This is a genomic window from Leptospiraceae bacterium, assembly GCA_016708435.1.
GTDB lineage: Bacteria > Spirochaetota > Leptospiria > Leptospirales > Leptospiraceae > UBA2033.
Window position 1 is genome coordinate 171,238 of record JADJFV010000003.1, and the last position, 17,130, is coordinate 188,367.

General features: G+C 38.6%; 11 protein-coding genes. 3 read left to right on the top strand and 8 right to left on the bottom strand.

Going from position 1 to position 17,130, the window contains the following annotated elements:
- Window positions 1-223 precede the first annotated feature (223 nt).
- Window positions 224-4,795 carry a glutamate synthase large subunit gene (gene gltB, locus IPH52_08205; GenBank protein ID MBK7055021.1) on the top strand — a complete coding sequence of 1,524 codons (4,572 nt, stop codon included), beginning with the start codon at window positions 224-226 and terminating at the stop codon, window positions 4,793-4,795.
- Window positions 4,788-6,224 carry a glutamate synthase subunit beta gene (locus tag IPH52_08210; GenBank protein MBK7055022.1) on the top strand — a complete coding sequence of 479 codons (1,437 nt, stop codon included), beginning with the start codon at window positions 4,788-4,790 and terminating at the stop codon, window positions 6,222-6,224. Before gltB ends, IPH52_08210 begins: the two co-directional genes overlap by 8 nt.
- A 46-nt stretch (window positions 6,225-6,270) precedes the next feature.
- Here the strand turns inward: IPH52_08210 and IPH52_08215 are convergent, their stop codons facing one another.
- A complete protein-coding gene (locus IPH52_08215; GenBank protein ID MBK7055023.1) occupies window positions 6,271-7,539 on the bottom strand; it encodes an ATP-binding protein in 1,269 nt (422 codons plus the stop codon).
- Window positions 7,536-7,805, bottom strand: a complete 270-nt coding sequence (locus IPH52_08220; protein MBK7055024.1) for an Mg-chelatase subunit ChlI domain protein — start codon at window positions 7,803-7,805, stop codon at window positions 7,536-7,538. The genes IPH52_08215 and IPH52_08220 overlap by 4 nt, the downstream gene beginning before the upstream one ends.
- Before the next feature lie 189 nt (window positions 7,806-7,994).
- Between IPH52_08220 and IPH52_08225 the strand changes: the two genes are divergently transcribed.
- Window positions 7,995-8,282 carry a hypothetical protein gene (locus IPH52_08225; GenBank protein ID MBK7055025.1) on the top strand — a complete coding sequence of 96 codons (288 nt, stop codon included), beginning with the start codon at window positions 7,995-7,997 and terminating at the stop codon, window positions 8,280-8,282.
- Window positions 8,283-8,303: 21 nt separating this feature from the next.
- Here the strand turns inward: IPH52_08225 and IPH52_08230 are convergent, their stop codons facing one another.
- From IPH52_08230 to IPH52_08255, 6 genes are all read right to left on the bottom strand, one after another.
- Window positions 8,304-9,800, bottom strand: a complete 1,497-nt coding sequence (locus tag IPH52_08230; GenBank protein MBK7055026.1) for a DUF1501 domain-containing protein — start codon at window positions 9,798-9,800, stop codon at window positions 8,304-8,306.
- Between the two features lies 1 nt (window position 9,801).
- A complete protein-coding gene (locus tag IPH52_08235; protein MBK7055027.1) occupies window positions 9,802-11,862 on the bottom strand; it encodes a hypothetical protein in 2,061 nt (686 codons plus the stop codon).
- A 93-nt stretch (window positions 11,863-11,955) separates the two neighbouring features.
- Complete coding sequence (locus tag IPH52_08240; GenBank protein MBK7055028.1) at window positions 11,956-12,582, bottom strand: hypothetical protein; 627 nt, start codon at window positions 12,580-12,582, stop codon at window positions 11,956-11,958.
- Entirely contained in the window at window positions 12,582-14,123 is a 1,542-nt protein-coding gene (purH, locus tag IPH52_08245) for a bifunctional phosphoribosylaminoimidazolecarboxamide formyltransferase/IMP cyclohydrolase (protein MBK7055029.1), read from the bottom strand. Before purH ends, IPH52_08240 begins: the two co-directional genes overlap by 1 nt.
- Before the next feature lie 2 nt (window positions 14,124-14,125).
- Complete coding sequence (locus IPH52_08250) at window positions 14,126-14,737, bottom strand: phosphoribosylglycinamide formyltransferase (protein MBK7055030.1); 612 nt, start codon at window positions 14,735-14,737, stop codon at window positions 14,126-14,128.
- A 298-nt stretch (window positions 14,738-15,035) separates the two neighbouring features.
- Window positions 15,036-17,130 (bottom strand): methyl-accepting chemotaxis protein (locus IPH52_08255; protein ID MBK7055031.1); only part of this gene is annotated, 2,095 nt, incomplete at its 5' end.

Sequence of the window (17,130 nt, forward strand, 5' to 3'; positions counted from 1 at the left end):
ATTGCATGTAAAATGTCTAGTATGGAAAGGAAAAATACAATTTTGGCTGTTTTAAATCGTAAGTTTTAAATTAAGATGCTGTCATTTTCAGTTAAAAAAACAAATTTATCTTTTCAGGCATTTTTGGGATATGGAAATAACTGCATTTTTTGGGATTCGAAAGGGATCGAATGCGTTGCCGTCTCAAATTGAATAATGAATAACAAAGAAAAAAGGACGAACTATGCAAAATAATGAACAAATTTCATCTTCTGCTTCCTCATTGCCACCTGCCCAAGGTCTTTATGACCCCGCATACGAGAAAGATGCCTGTGGGGTAGGCTTTGTGGCTCATATAAAAGGCAAAAGTTCTAGAGATATCATCGATAAGGGTATTCGCCTAATGTGTAATCTAGAGCATCGCGGTGCTGAGGGCGCTGAACCAAAAACGGGGGATGGTGCTGGAATCAAAATTTCGATTCCGGATAAATTCTTTCGTGCGGTTCTTCCATTCCCTTTACCTCCGATGGGTGAATATGCAGTAGGGATGCTTTTTCTACCTCAGGACTCCTTAATTCGAGAAGGCGTTGAAACTATTATTGAAAAAGTTATTATAGACGAAGGCGAGCATTGCCTGGGATTTCGGGATGTGCCTGTCAATCCTGACGTTGTAGGCTCAGTGGCAAGAAAGACGATTCCTGTATTCAGACAAGTTTTCATTGGAAAGAGCAAAAATACAGAAAAAGGCGATGCCTTTGAAAGAAAGCTATTCTTAATTCGCCGTATTATTGACAGACGATTTAGAACTGAATACAAGCTAGACAGAAGCCAATACTATGTTCCTAGCTTTTCTTCTAGAACGATAGTTTATAAGGGAATGCTACTTGGTAATCAAGTTAAACCATTTTATCTGGACTTGAGTTCTCCCGATATGGAAAGCTCCTTTTGTCTGACGCACACTCGGTTTTCGACCAATACCTTTCCTACCTGGGATCTAGCTCATCCGTATCGATTGATTGCTCACAACGGTGAAATCAATACTCTACAGGGCAATATCAATTGGATGGCGGCAAGACAAATTGTAATGGAATCGCCTTATTACGGTCCTGAATTAAAAAGAATGCTTCCTATCATCATGGAAGGGCAAAGTGATACGGCAACCTTTGATACCGTTCTTGAGTTGCTTTGTATGGGTGGAAGAAGTCTACCTCATGCTGTGATGATGATGATTCCAGAAGCATGGTCAAAGAATGCAGCCATGGATCCAGATAGAAAAGCTTTTTATGAATACCATGCTACTCTCATGGAGCCCTGGGATGGTCCTGCGGCAATCGCTTTTTGTGATGGCAAGGTAATCGGTGCTACCCTAGATAGAAATGGTCTTCGTCCTGCTCGTTATAAAATTACGAAGGAAGATATTGTCATCTTAAGCTCTGAGGCTGGTGTTCTAAATACAGAGCCTGATATGGTTCTGAAACAAGATAGACTTCGTCCTGGAAGAATGCTTTTGATTGATCTAGAAAAAGGTCAAATCTTAGATGATGAAGAAATTAAACGTGAAATCAGCACACAAAAGCCTTATCGCAAATGGGTAGAAGAAAATATGGTTCGCTTGAATCAGTTGCCAGACGTAAAGGGAACCAAGAAAGAAGAGAACCACAATACGATCATTGAGTCCTTACGAGCATTTGGCTATAACACAGAAGATTTACTTATGACCATGAAGCCAATGGCTCTGAATGGGGAAGAGGCAACAGGCTCTATGGGTGTTGACGTGAGCTTACCGGTATTATCCGATAAACCACAGCCTTTGTTTCGTTACTTTAAACAAAACTTCGCACAGGTAACAAATCCTCCGATTGATCCGATTCGGGAAGAGCTAGTTATGGAGCTGACTACCTACATTGGACCGGAAGGAAATTTACTTGATGAAACTCCTGAACATTGCCATCGACTTGAATTGGAGCACCCGGTTTTAACAAACGATGAGCTAGAAAAGATAAAACAAATTCATCAGGGTGTTCTAAAAGCAATTACCTTTCCAATCTTGTTTGACCCTACAAAAAAACACGATATGCGACATTCCTTAGATAAGGTTTGTCAGAAGGTAGCAGATTCTGTTCGCGAAGGATACAATTTAATTATTATTTCCGATCGTGGTGTTTCCAAGGATAGGGCGGCTATTCCGAGTTTGCTTGCAGTATCTGGAATTCACCATTACTTGATTCGCTCTGGTCTAAGAACTAAGACTGGTTTGATTTTAGAATCAGGAGAACCTAGAGAGGTTGCTCATTTTGCTCTACTCTGTGGATATGGGGCTAATGCTGTTAATCCGTATCTAGCATTTGAAGCTTTAAATGATTCGATAAGAGAAGGTTTGTTTTCTGAAATTCCAGATTATAAAACTGCACAGAAAAATTTTATCAAATCCATTGGTAAAGGTCTGTTTAAAGTCTTTAGTAAAATGGGAATTTCAACTTTACAATCCTATTGTGGTGCGCAAATATTTGAAGCGATTGGTTTGGATTTAGAACTAGTCAGCACATACTTTACAGGCACTGCAACTCGTATTGGCGGATTGAGTTTAGAAATGCTCGAAGAAGAAACCGTTAGACGACATACAGATGCCTATGATCCGACATTTTTTCCAGGCGGTTTAGAGCCAGGGGGAGTTCATTATTACAGAAAGACCGGTGACCCGCATATTTTCAATGCCCTAACCATACATAAATTACAACATGCAACGTTGACTGGAGATTATAAGGTTTTCAAAGAATTTTCTAAATTAATTGATGAGCAACAAGAAAAGCAAATTACTCTTCGAAGTCTTTTTCAAATTGATGACAAAAAATGTAAGCCAATTCCGATTGAGGAAGTAGAATCTGTTTCTGAAATCGTAAGACGTTTCCAGACAGGAGCAATGAGCTTTGGTTCTATATCGCATGAAGCACATAGCACACTTGCCATTGCCATGAATAGAATAGGAGCAAAATCAAACACCGGTGAAGGTGGAGAAGATGAAGAACGATTTAAAACACTACCGAATGGAGATAGTATGCGATCGGCTATTAAACAAGTCGCATCTGCTCGCTTCGGGGTAACAACGAATTACCTCGTCAATGCTGATGACTTGCAAATCAAAATGGCACAGGGAGCAAAGCCGGGAGAAGGTGGTCAGTTACCGGGTCATAAAGTAGATAAGAATATTGCAAGACTACGTTATAGCACTCCAGGGGTTACTCTCATTTCGCCTCCACCGCACCATGACATTTATTCGATTGAAGATTTGAAACAATTGATCTTTGATTTAAAAAATGTAAATCCTAGATCTCGTGTAAGTGTGAAACTAGTTTCTGAAGTGGGTGTAGGAACAGTCGCGGCTGGTGTTGCTAAGGCACATGCGGATCATATCCTCATTAGTGGACATGACGGTGGAACAGGAGCGAGTCCTCTTTCATCTATTCACTATGCAGGGACTCCCTGGGAAATTGGACTTGCTGAGACACATCAAACATTAGTAATCAATGGACTACGTGATAGAGTTTACTTAGCCGTTGATGGTAAAATTATGACCGGCAAAGACGTAGTAATCGGTGCACTTCTAGGAGCAGAAGAATTTGGTTTTTCAACATCTGCACTTGTAACGATTGGTTGTGTGATGATGCGTAAATGTCATTTGAATACATGCCCGGTAGGAGTTGCAACACAGGATGCGCATTTAAGGACTAAGTTTACAGGAAAGCCTGAAAACGTTATTAACTTCATGCATTTTATCGCAGAAGAAGTCAGAGAGCTAATGGCTCAGATGGGATTTAGAACCTTTACGGAAATGATTGGTCAGGTTCAAATGATACGATTTGACAGACCACGTAATCATTGGAAGGCGCGAGGGCTAGATTTTTCAAAGGTTCTTGCAAAACCAAAGCCAGCACACTTTCCGACAGAGATGTATCGCACGAAAGAACAAAACCACGGACTAGAGCGGCAAATGGATAACGAGATCATTCGTCGATCTAGAGCCGCAATTGATTACAAACAAAAAGTAAAATTCGAAATGAAAATCATCAACTTGAATTTATCAGTAGGCACAATGCTCGCCGGAGAAATTGCTCGCAAGTATGGAGAGCTTGGACTTCCTGAGGATACGATTGATATTACGTTCAAAGGTAATGCAGGACAAAGTTTTGGAGCTTTCATTACGAATGGTGTAACGCTTAGACTCATTGGCGATTCGAATGACTATGTAGGTAAGGGACTTTGTGGGGGTAAAATAATAGTAGCCTCTCCGCCAAATGCCGCCTTTGATCCAACAGAAAATATTATTGTTGGAAATACATGCTTCTATGGTGCAACGAAAGGATCTGCTTTCATCAATGGATTTGGTGGGGAAAGATTTGCAGTTCGAAATTCTGGAGCAAAAATAGTTGTAGAAGGAATCGGAGATCATGGTTGTGAGTATATGACAGGTGGCTCTGTAATCATTCTAGGTAAGACAGGAAGAAATTTTGGAGCAGGTATGTCAGGTGGTATTGCATATGTTTGGGATCATGATGGAAAATTTGCACAGAATGTAAATATGCAAATGGTGGAACTCGAGAAGATGAATGACCCGGAAGAAGTGGCACAAGTCTTTAAGCTCATAACTCTTCATAAAGAATACACGAATTCAAAACGCGCAACGGCGATACTTTCAAACTGGAAAGTAGAAGTTGAAAAATTCGTAAAAGTAATGCCAACAGATTATAAAAAAGCTCTGCAAAAAATAAAAGAAGAAGCGGCTAATAACGTTAGTGCTCGGGAGGCGCGTCATGGGTAAACCTACAGGTTTCGTTGAATACAAAAGAGAAGGTCTCAAATACGAGCCCAAAGAAACTAGAATTCAGAATTATAAAGAATTCGAAAAACCTTTCGAAGAGAGTGTAGCTAAAATCCAGGCAGCAAGATGCATGGATTGCGGAATACCTTTTTGCCATGGAGATACAGGCTGTCCTGTAGATAATTTAATTCCAGAGTTCAATGATTTCATTTACAAAGGCAAATGGAAAGAAGCTGTTGAGAATCTTCATAGCACAAATAATTTTCCCGAATTTACGGGAAGACTTTGTCCTGCACCCTGCGAAGGAGCTTGCACAGTTGGTTTGATTGATAAGCCAGTTTCCATCAAGGCAATTGAGCGCACAATTATTGATAGAGCCTTTGAAGAAGGTTGGGTTGTGCCTAAGCCGTCAGAGTATCGATCTGGAAAAAAAATAGCTGTAGTAGGATCAGGTCCGGCAGGACTCGCGGCTGCCCAACAGTTGGCGCGAGCAGGACACGATGTAGTAGTGTTTGAAAAAGCGGATCGAGTAGGTGGATTGTTGCGTTATGGAATTCCTGATTTCAAAATGGAGAAGCACCTGATTGATCGTAGAGTAAAGCAAATGGAAGCCGAGGGAGTTGTTTTTAAAACAAACACTCATGTTGGCAAGGACATCACCGCAAAACAGCTATTAGCCGAATATGACAGTATAGTTCTTGCGATGGGTGCTGAGCGTCCAAGGGATTTAAATGTTCCCGGTAGAGAGTTGAAAGGTGTTTACTTCGCAATGGATTTTCTGACATTTAATAACAAGAAAGTTTCAGGGGATAATGGCGATTTCATTTCCGCGAAAGACAAGAACGTTATTGTGATTGGTGGTGGTGATACAGGCTCTGATTGTGTTGGAACATCTAATCGTCACGGCGCAAAGTCCGTTACACAAATTGAACTTTTTCCTGAACCACCGAAAGACCGTGATCCTTCTACACCCTGGCCTCTTTATCCAAAGATGCTTCGAACTTCATCTAGCCAAGAAGAAGGAAATGTAGTTAGAAAATGGTCGATCAATACTCTTGGATTTAGAAGTAACGACAAAGGGGAAGTAACCGCTATTCGAGGAAATGAAGTTCGATTCGAGAATGGTGGTTTTGAGCCTATTCCGGGAACTGAATTTGAATGGCCTGCTGATTTGGTTTTCTTAGCTATGGGATTTGTATCTCCTGTAAAAGAAGATTTAATTGCCCAGTTGCAAGAAGCGGGACTTGAGCTAGATAAAGCCGGAAATGTGAAAGCTAGCTTTGGAACAAGAGTAGGATCTTTTGCAACTACGATTCCAAAAGTTTATGCATGTGGTGACGTTAGACGCGGACAATCTTTAATTGTATGGGCAATTTCAGAAGGACGAAAGTGCGCAGACCAAGTCAATAAAGCATTGCATTCGTTGTAAAAAAGAAAGACAGGCGGAGAGACTAATGGTTGTCACCCGCCTGTATTCAAGCAGCTAGATAAATCGGTTTCTCTGAAAATTGATTTAAAGTCATAGCTTCAAAAATATGTCCTTCTTTGATTTCCTCTGACGCTTCCAAATCAGCAATCGTGCGAGCAATTTTTTTTATCTTATGAATCTTTCGAACTGAATTCTCGGGATAGTTTTGGATTTTTTGCCAGAGAATTTCAGCGTTCGGGTGAATTGGAAATATTTCCTTAAGGAAACGACCCTCGACTTGTCCGTTAAAAGAATATTCTGAATTTTTATATCTCTCTCTTTGAAGATTTCTTGCCTGCTCAATTGACGCATAGACTTCATTTAAATCAATATTTACAATGCTACGTTTGTCTTTTCTAAATGTATTTAATTTTACATTCAAATCAATTCTGTCTAGAAATGGTCCTGATATTTTTGAAAGGTATCTCTGCGATTTATTTTCAGGACAAATACAGGGTTTGAGGTTACTACCAAAGTATCCGCAGGGACAGGGATTCGTCGCGGCAATCAGTAGAAAAGAAGCAGGGTAGGTGAGATGGTAATTCACGCGGGAAATGGTAATTTTCCCTTCTTCTAAAGGCTCACGCAGTGCTTGTATGACTTGTGGTTTGAATTCACCGAGCTCATCTAGGAACAAAATACCATTATGCGCTAAAGTAATTTCTCCCATTCTTGTATCTCTTCCTCCACCGACAACCGAAATATCAGAGGCTGTATGATGGGGACTTCGGAATGGTCTTTTGACTTGTAGAGATTCTTCGGTTAATAACGGTTCTGCGTTGGACTTAATTCTTAGAATTTCAATGTATTCCTCTTCAGTTAAGGGAGATTGCAAGTCTGCGGCAAGACGGGCAATCATAGTTTTACCGGCGCCGGGATTTCCAATCATGAGCATATGGTGCTTACCCGCGATGGCTATGGCGATAGCACGCATGGCAAATGTCTGATCGTTATATAGCTGAATTTCTCCGAATAGAGGACGGTATTGTTCATATTTTTTGCCGTTCATCTCTTTTGGTTTATTGCCAGACACAATGCTCTCTAATTCTGAAAGGTGCGAAATGGTGTAAATATCTAAGCCTTCTAGGATCGTTGCTTCAAATCGATTTGCATAGGGAACAACGATGGAGGTAAATTTTTCTTTCTTTGCATTGAGTAATATATTGATTAGCCCACGCATTGGTTTTACAGTTCCATCTAGTCCGAGTTCACCTAAAAATAAACATTTTTCAGAATCGATTTTACAGTTTAATTGTTCACTTAAACGTAAAATCATAAACGCAATGAAAGATCAAACCAACTTCCATCTTTTCTGGCACCCGCCGGCGCGAGGTTAACAAGTATACTCTGCATGGGAAAAAAGAATCCGCTATTTTCAATTGCAATATGAACTCGCTCTGTAGATTCTTTGATACTTGCCGCGGCAAGACCTACAATGGTAAATCGTGGTATGCCCCTTTTAATATTTACTTCTACTCGAATTGTTTTAGTGCTAAGTCCGTCCAGGTTTGAGCTGAATGCGTAGCCCATGTTTGTAATCATTTGATTCTCCTAGATATATAGGTATGAATTTAATACTTATGTGCAGAGTTTGTTTAAAAAAAGAGAGAGTTCTAAAAAAAAATTTACAAATTTACACCTTTATAATAATTTTGAACTAACTGTGTAAATTATTGTTTTTTTTGTGCACAATTATTTTATTTTTTGCTCTAATTCATTTGGAGGAATTTTATGAATGATATACAATATTTTGGCATTATTGTTTTTAGTGAATTAATTATATTTGGATTAGTATTTGGCATAACATTTGGAAGAACCATGCTTTCAACTATAAATAGTAACCACAAAGTCAGCCTAGAGTGGGCTGCAGATTTAAAAGCTTTTCAGTTAGAAAGTCTAAAACTTCACATTGACAATCAAAAGCTACTTAAATTAATAGAACGAAATACCAGAGAATTACAAATTCAAAATAGTATGGTCTTAGAAAGAGTAGAAGGAAAAAGAAGGGGCAAAGGTTAATTACCCCTTAGTTTTAATTAATTAAACATCACTCAGCAAAGTTGCATTATTTAGATTTTTAACGCCACTTTTATCGATGAAAGTCGTCTCCCCACTTAAAGTAAGAGTAATACTGTTCGCCGATCCATTCATCCAACTCGCAATCCGATTGTAAATTGGATCAAAAGAAGTAAACTCATCAGTCTTCGTAGTATCTATATCACGATTAGCCTTATCAAAATTATCCTTATCCTTATCAGGAAAAAGAGTTCCATAGATTCCGCCGTTTACTTTTCCTCCAACTAAGATAATAAAATTTCCACGTCCATGATCTGTTCCCCCATCCCCGTTTGCCTTTAGCTGTCTTCCAAATTCTCCATAGAACATTAAAACAGAATTGGCTAAGACACTTGCTCCACCAGTTTGTTTGAATAGTGTATCAAAGGCTTTTCCCGTTCCAAATAGATCATCGAACTGGGGCTCTATATCAGTCTTTTGGTTTTTATGCGAGTCCCATCCTCCGTAGGCAAGAGAGGCTATTCGCATATTAAGCGCTGGGACTTGTAAAGCATCGTAAAGGTTCGCAATTTGTCTTCCAAAACCCGTGTCCTTTAAAACTAAACCAGTATTGCCTGTCTTAGCATAAAGATTTGCAATGTCGGTCGATTGAGGATTGGATGTAGATAATATAGTTTTAACGCTATCCGTTAGTCCTAGCAACTTGGAATGCTGAGATGTAAATTTTTTAAAGAGTGGATTGTTTGTATTCCAAGTTGTGTCTGCATTTCTTGCCTGTAAATAGGTTTGCATTGCTCGTGCTCGTTTGAATCTCAAATCTGTATTTGACTCAGTTCCTAAATCAGCAGTTCTAGTAAGTCCGAATTTTCTAGAATCGGAAAAGGAAACAGCTTTGTTGGTGGCTGACGAAGATGTGCTACAGAATTGTCTGAGTCCATAAGTCATCGAAAGTAGTCTAGGTGTGGAGGCTTGGCCCAGTGCATTGATTAATTGTCCACCCCAACCCTGAACCGAGGTTTGTAATGGGTTACTTGCATATAATCCTGTTTGGGCAACCATTAGAGAATTGGAATGGTCACGACTGGAAGAATGTTTTACATTGCAGATAATAGCGACTTTCCCCGCTTGGATTTGAGAAATCAGCCATCCATTATAACCTATGTTAGAACCAGAATCACCCTTTAAAACACCAAATGTCTGACCATCTAAATTAAATTCTTGATAGTCTTTTGAGTAAGCATTAACCCAAGAATTAGGGTTTGCGACTTCGGTGCCGCGACTAACTGTTTTTGTTCTATTGTTCCAATACTTATATCCGTAGCTTGTAGTGTCTGAACTAGGTTTTGGAACAATTAAATGTAGGAAGTCGGGACCACCTTCTAGCAGAACATGAATCAGAGTTTTGCCGGTTGCAGAAAGACTCGCTGCTTCTAGTTCGGCGGTAATTTTTAGTTTGTCGCTAAGGGATAAACCAGCAGTAGCGAGTGCTGCATATTTTAAAAATTGTTTACGAGAAATCATATTATTTACCTACCTGAATAAAGTTATAGGGAGTTGCTAAAATAAAGTCAATGGCTGCTCCTACTCGATCGTTATCGTTGTTTAAATCTGTCGTGGATGCGCCTGTTTTGAAAAGAGTAGTTCCTGCTGCATTATTAATTAAAGTTGCCGCCGAACCAGTAGTAACCGCAGACTCAGCTGTAATATTGTCTTTGGTTGCACATGCGGATACATCTACGTTACCGCAAAGCATGTAATTCAAATCTCTACCACTAGAAAGTATCGAAACTAAATGTGCTCTTTCGAGTGAGCCATAATAGGAATAAGTGGCATCTCCTAAAATTCTTCTCCAAAGAAATTTTGCAATATCCTCTGCTGCTATATCTGCTGCTTTAGGAAGGAAAGTTCTATAATCTTTAATTCTTACAATGGCACTACCATTCCAGTATCCAGTTTGACCAAATTGACCGGACACTGCACTGTTACTCGCATTTCTAAATACATCATCCGTATTGGACGCTTCGAGTCCGGTCTGTCCACCGAATACATCATGGTCTGGTCTGAAAGGATTTATATTTTCAGAGGTGATTTCCCAATCGTATCGAACAATTCCATAGGAGAGTTCTGCATTCGAAAGAACAGTGGTATTTGCATTGGTTAGGGTTCTATCGACGGTAGATACATATTTGACTCTAGTCGTATTATGAAACATACTCGAAATTGCATACTTGCGGATAAACTCGATTAGGTTCTTTGTAGACATGCTACTCCAGAGTGCTTGAATATTGGCTATTTTTGTATTTATATCCGCTGCGGTTCCGATCAAAGGATTTGAGGCATCTAGATTTTCGTCTGCTAATCCTGCTATAATAATTAGCGGCAAACTGTTCTTACTCTCTGGATGATTGATCGAAATTTTGGCAAGACTTTTGATTCTGGCTTCAGCCGTTGCACCTGTGTTATTCTGTGAATAAATTGTAAGGTTGCCGGAACAATGCTTTGTAGTTCCAAACGTTGCTAAATCGGAAAAAGAATCGTTTCCTAATTGAACAACCTGAATGTCGGAAAGTGCTCGTGCAGTTTGAGGAATCGTAATCTGTTCATGATTATTAAAGGATTCTGGATTTCCTGTTGGAATTTCATCCTTTTTATCTAGACCACTTCTATCTATGCCAACTCCTAAAATTCCAAAATAGAGTTGATGGTATTCGCGGGCAAAATCTTCATTACCCGAAAAAATACTTCCAACGCATTGATTCTTTTTGTGATTGTATTGAGTGGCAACGGGAGCTGATAATGCGATGTTTGCTAAAACATCTTCGTAGCCAATACCGTCTCTAAAACTCCTAGCCAATTCATTTGCGATTCCATCGTAGTGACGAAACATTTGGACGTCAGTTACGTTTTTATCCTGGTTTAGCGCTAAATGGTAATTTGTCTCGAAATAGGCAATCTTTTGACGAAATGGATTGAGACCTCTTGTTGGCACAGCCTGTGCGAATGTGCGAGCGGGTGAACTGTTCCAGGGAATATATTTTTGATCAAAATCAGATCTACTTGTTGCAGGTCCCGTTGTCCCATAAATATTGGAGAGTCTAGATAAAGATCCATCTGCGGGGTTAATGGATATATTGCCGCCGCTTGCTGCATTGGCTAATTTAGAATTAACCGTCCACATACCAAGCATCTCAACAATAGCTGCAGAGGGTTCCATATTTGCCCAAGCTGAAATGTCTGCATCGGAGGCACCGCCACCGTAAGCAAAAACTCTCAGAACATCACGAACAGCTTGCTCATTCCATTGACCCGAACCGGTGCCCTTAGAGACTGCACCGGTAAATCCTGTGTAAACCGCTGGAGTATCGTTAGCACCTGACTGACTAATGGCTTCAATAAACACTCCTGGTCTGCCAGGCTTTGTGACAAGTCTCCAAATGGCAGCAGCTGTTAATAACTTGTTCCGGTCTTTGCAACTTGTTAGCTGTCCACATTTTACAATATTGCAATTTCCAATGAACAGAGTCGAGATGGAAGCAATCAAAAAGGATAGAAATATTCTTGTATATAGAATTTTATTGTACATAGTGCCTCTTACCAAAAGGTACAATAAAAATGCGTTTTCTTTCTGACAAGCCTTTAATTAAAACTAATAGAAATTAAGAGTAGTCTTTAGTTTTTAATTCGATTCTTCTTCATAGTTAAAATCTTCTTCCCCATATTTTTCTTCTGTTCGAATGTCTGGTTGCGTTTTTAATTTATACACAAGCATTGCAGAAATGACAATTGTATTAAACATTGTAAAAGGAAAGGCAATCTGGTGATGCATTCCATATACGGAGAGATTAGCCGCTATGCAAGCAAGACCTATTCCGATTAGAACGCAAGTCTCTTGGGAGAAGAAGCGAACTATAAAGCTATCTGGCTCGGCATATTTTTTGCTACCAAGGAAAGCGTCTACCAAAGGCGCATAACCAAAATAAGCCGCTATGAACAATAAACAGGATTGAAAAAAATAATTCCCAATTTCGTTCGTAAAATGCGGAGAGCCTACTAGTCCACCTAAAAGAGACCAACCATAGGCAATCAAGCTAAAAGCGAGAAAGGCAATTAAGCCTTCCTGCATGTTTCCATTAGCCTCAAGGATGTTTAACATCTCTTTTGGGATTAGTTTTTGAAAGTCAATCAATTCAGAGCGATCAAATTGATCTCTTTCCAAATCACTAAAAAGCTGAATATAATATCTCAATAGAGCCAGTAAGATAAAACAAATAACAAAGAAAATTAAATAGAGTATAAATTCCATTAGTGTCTAAAATGCCTCATGCCTGTGAATACCATAATTAATCCATGCTCATTCGCTGCTTTAATCACTTCTTCGTCTCTGATACTTCCGCCCGGCTGAATAATGGCACGAGCGCCCACTTTTGCGATAGCATCGATTCCATCTCTGAATGGAAAAAATGCGTCACTTCCTACATAGGAGCCTGCAAGAGACAAATTAGACTTAGCCGCTTTTGATGCTCCAAGTTCCACTGAATCCACTCTAGACATTTGCCCGGCTCCAATTCCAAGAGTTGAATTTTTATCTGTATAAACAATTGCATTTGATTTAATGAATTTAACAACACTCCATGCAAAGAATAAACCTTTTAAATCTTCGTCTGTAGGTTGCTTTTTTGTTACTATTTTAAAATCGCTCGGGCTGATGATATCGTAGTCACGGTCTTGAACTAATATTCCATGATGAACCGGACGTAAATCCATTTCTCCTAACGCTTCTTTGAAACTTTTAATTTCAATCAGTCTAATGTTAGGCTTTTTGTTAAATATTTCTTTTGCTTCGAAAGTAAAATTTTCAGCTATCACACCTTCTACAAAATTTTCCGTAATCTTACTCGCCAACTCGCTATTTACCTCACCGCTAACACCGATTACACCACCGAAAGCAGAAATAGGATCTGTTCGAACAGCCAATTTAAAAGATTCTAATGCAGTATCAGCGTAAGCAATGCCGCAAGGATTTAGATGTTTGATAATCGAGACTGTATTATGTGGAAGCAAAGCCGCAATATGAAAAGCTGCATCAAAATCTAACATATTATTGAAAGAAAGTTCTTTGCCTTGCAAAGGAGAAAATTCATTTTTTAAAAGCACAGGCTCATAGAAGGCAGCCTTCTGATGAGGGTTTTCGCCATAACGCAAATTCTGTTTTTTCTTAAATGCAAAAGTAATCTTGTCTGGAAATTTTTCACCCGTGCGACGAACGAGATAATTGGAAATACTCGAATCATACATAGCTGTTACAGAAAAAGCTTTTATGGCAAGCGAATAAGAAGTGTCTACCGAAACAAAGCCGTTATTTTTTTCCATCTCGGACTCTACAAGCGCATAATCCGAAATTTCGGTTACTACCACAGTGTGCTTATAATTCTTAGAACCACTACGAAGCATGGAAGGTCCGCCTATATCAATATTTTCAATGGCATCTTCGAGACTAACGTTTGGTTTCTTAATTGTTTCTACGAATGGATATAAATTTACAATTACAAGGTCAATAGAAGGAATATTGTGATTAGCCAGATCCTCTTTGTGTCCTGGCATATCTGGATTACCCAGAAGCCCCCCATGAATTTTTGGGTGAAGTGTCTTTACGCGACCGGAAAGAATTTCGGGTGAGCCAGTGTATTCTTCTACAGGGATTGCCTTGATACCATTTTGGGATAAGGTAGAAAGTGTCCCTCCGGTAGATAAAATTTCTACACCTTTAGAGTTTAGAAATTTTGCAAATTCTATGAGCCCGGTTTTATCGCTCACCGAAATGAGCGCTCTTTGAATCTTTATCATGATTACTCTCTTATAATTACTTTTCTGCCTTGCACATCTAATCTATCGGTTAAAAAGTATTCTACCGAAAGAGGCAGTATCTTATGTTCTTCTGCATGTATCTTTGCAGTCAAATCACTTTCCATACTATTCGGCAAGATTTCCACAATTGATTGCAAAATTATTGCCCCCGAATCAATTCCTTCTTCCACAAAATGCGTTGTGCATCCCGTAAATCGAACTCCGTAAGCGATGGCTTGTTCTATTGCTTTTAGTCCTTTAAAGGAAGGCAAAAGCGATGGATGAATGTTTATAATTCGATTCACAAACCGATTGATAATCGCGGTAGGTAGAATTCTCATATAGCCGGCTGCCACAATTAGACTAGGTGAAAGTGCGACTAAAAGCTTTTCCATTTCCAAGTGAAATTTTTCTTTCTCTTGTCTGTATTTTTCAAATGGAATAATATAGACTGGGATTCCAAATTCTTTTGCCAGTTCAAGAGCGCCTGCATTGCTGTTGTCAGAAATAAGCCCTGAAATTTCCACTTCGAGTTTTCTTGCCCGAATATGTTCTACTACTGCTTTAAAGTTCGAGCCTTTTCCCGAACATAAAAAAACTATTTTCTTCTGCATGGTTTACTTATTTTAAAAACTAACCTAGTAGGCAATTAGGAAAAATATTTGCCACAGAGGCACTGAGGCACAGAGGGTGGGATTAAGATGTCATTCCCATGCGAAGGCGCTGGTCGCGAATACTTGGAGTGAAGGGTGGATTTCTGTCGGGAATCTCAATACCTGCCTAGTAATCGTTGTCATACTAAAACTAATAAAGAATTGAAATAGAAAAAAATTAGACTAGCTTAGAAGTATGAGTTCTAGTTTTTTAGAAATTTCCAATATCCAACGAACAAAAATCACAGTTGATGTTGATTCAAGTCTTATAATACGAAGCTACTTCGTTTAAGTTTTCTGAGATTTTTAAAAGGTTTTCCATTTTTAAACTTAATTCTTCTGTGAGGGAAGATTGACTTAATATATTCATTGTGATTTCACTGACGGCAGCATGAATTTCTAGGATTCCTTCTTTCTCTTCTAAGGAGGCTGTGCGAACCAGTTCTGATATCTTGCGAATATTTTCATAATCTTTTAGAGTAGAACGGTTTAATTCTGCTAGCGAATAAAAGAAATTATCCACATCCTTTAAGTGAGATTTAACACCTTCTAAGTGAGAGGTGATTTCCTTCACTGACTCAATACTTTTGGTAGTTGTGACGATTCCAGAAGAAGCAGAAACCTGATTAGACTCGATTAGAATTTTAATTTCTCCGATACTTCTATTTGTTTGTGCTGCGAGTTTTGCAATCTCTTCGGCGACTACGGCAAATCCTTTCCCTGCTTCTCCTGCTCTTGCAGCTTCGATGGCTGCATTTAAAGAAAGAAGATTGATTTGCTTTGAGATTGCGATAATAATCGCGAGAAATTTTTGCATTTCAATTGAACTACGATGAATTTTTTCAATTTCTTCACTTGTGTTTTGTAAGGAAGACTGTCCGATTTTTGCAACTTCAGAAATTTTATCCATATTACGCAGAGATTCAATCATCTGTTTACTAACGTTTGTAATCATTTCTCCGAGTGATTGCATACTTTTATGTAAATTCTGAATATCTAGATTTTGAGTTCCAATTTGTTCTGCTACCATTTCGAAGCTGTCTACAACATGTTTTATAGCAGCAGCAATTTCTTCCGAAGAGGCAGCACTTGTCCTTGCAGAATCAGCACCCTCTGTAGAAATTTTCTGTAAGCTGTTAGAAATATTCGAAAGGTTTTCGCATGATTTCTTTATATTAGAGGCAGTTTCGAGCATATTACTATTCATTCTAGAGAGGGAAATAGGGATTAGCCCCAGTTCATCTTGTCGCTTAATATCAATTTCTACACTTAAGTTTCCTTTTCCCATTTCAGTGGTGATATAAGTTATTTTTTCTATAAACAGCAAAATGTTTCCTGCAAAAAGATAAGTTCCTATTAAAAATAGAATAGACAGAATGAGACCAACGCCTATTAGCCAGTAGAAGATATTCTTAATTTCTTGTATAAACCTAGTTCTTGGAATATTAACACTAACCATCCATACTAGATCTGAGTTTTTGAAATGGATTGGCATAGCGTAGGTTAATACCGTTTGTTTGGTGCTACCAGATTCCCGTAAGAGATGAGCTTCTTTTTTATTTCTAATGATCTCAATTATTTCTTTAGAGTTAGTAGTTTCTTCAATTGGTAAACCAATATGTTCTTCTTTTTTTGCACTTATGACTCTGCCTTTTTCACTATAAACAACAATATACGTATCTTCTAGGTTCATAGATTTGATATATTCCTGAATTCCACTCAAAGCAAGATCAATGCCTACAACTCCTATGAATTTTCCATTATTATCTGCAACGGGAGAAGTGAGGCTAATCATGAATACACTTTCTTTGCGACTTTTGATTTCATATTTATATGGCTCTGTGATAAAGGGTTTTAAGTTTTTCTTAGGATAATGATAATATTGCGTTGTTTGATTATCCTCTTCAAAACTATGATTTGGTTCTACTTGTAAATTTCCCTCTTTAGCCTTTGTCCAATAGGGAATAAATCGCCCATTCCTATCGTGATCCTGGCTTGCTGCATATTGAAATTCACCGTCTCTTCCATCATAAAGATAAGGTTCGAAAATTCCATACGTAGCAATGTATTCTTCATTTTCTACTTTCATTTTGCGAATAATAGCATTAAACCCCTCTCTATCTGGGCGAGTTTTACTTAAAGCATTTGATAGGGTTTGTATTTTGCTTACTGGAACTTCTATGTATTTTTCTAGCTCTTTAGCAACTTCTTTGGAAGTCTTATTTGCCAATTCTAACGAATGTGATTCGACAAAAAGATAAACTCTGTATCCAACAATTGCAGATAAGGATAGGATAAATATAATACCGGAAATTCCGACAGCAGTTAAAACTTTGTTTCTTAAACTTAGTTGC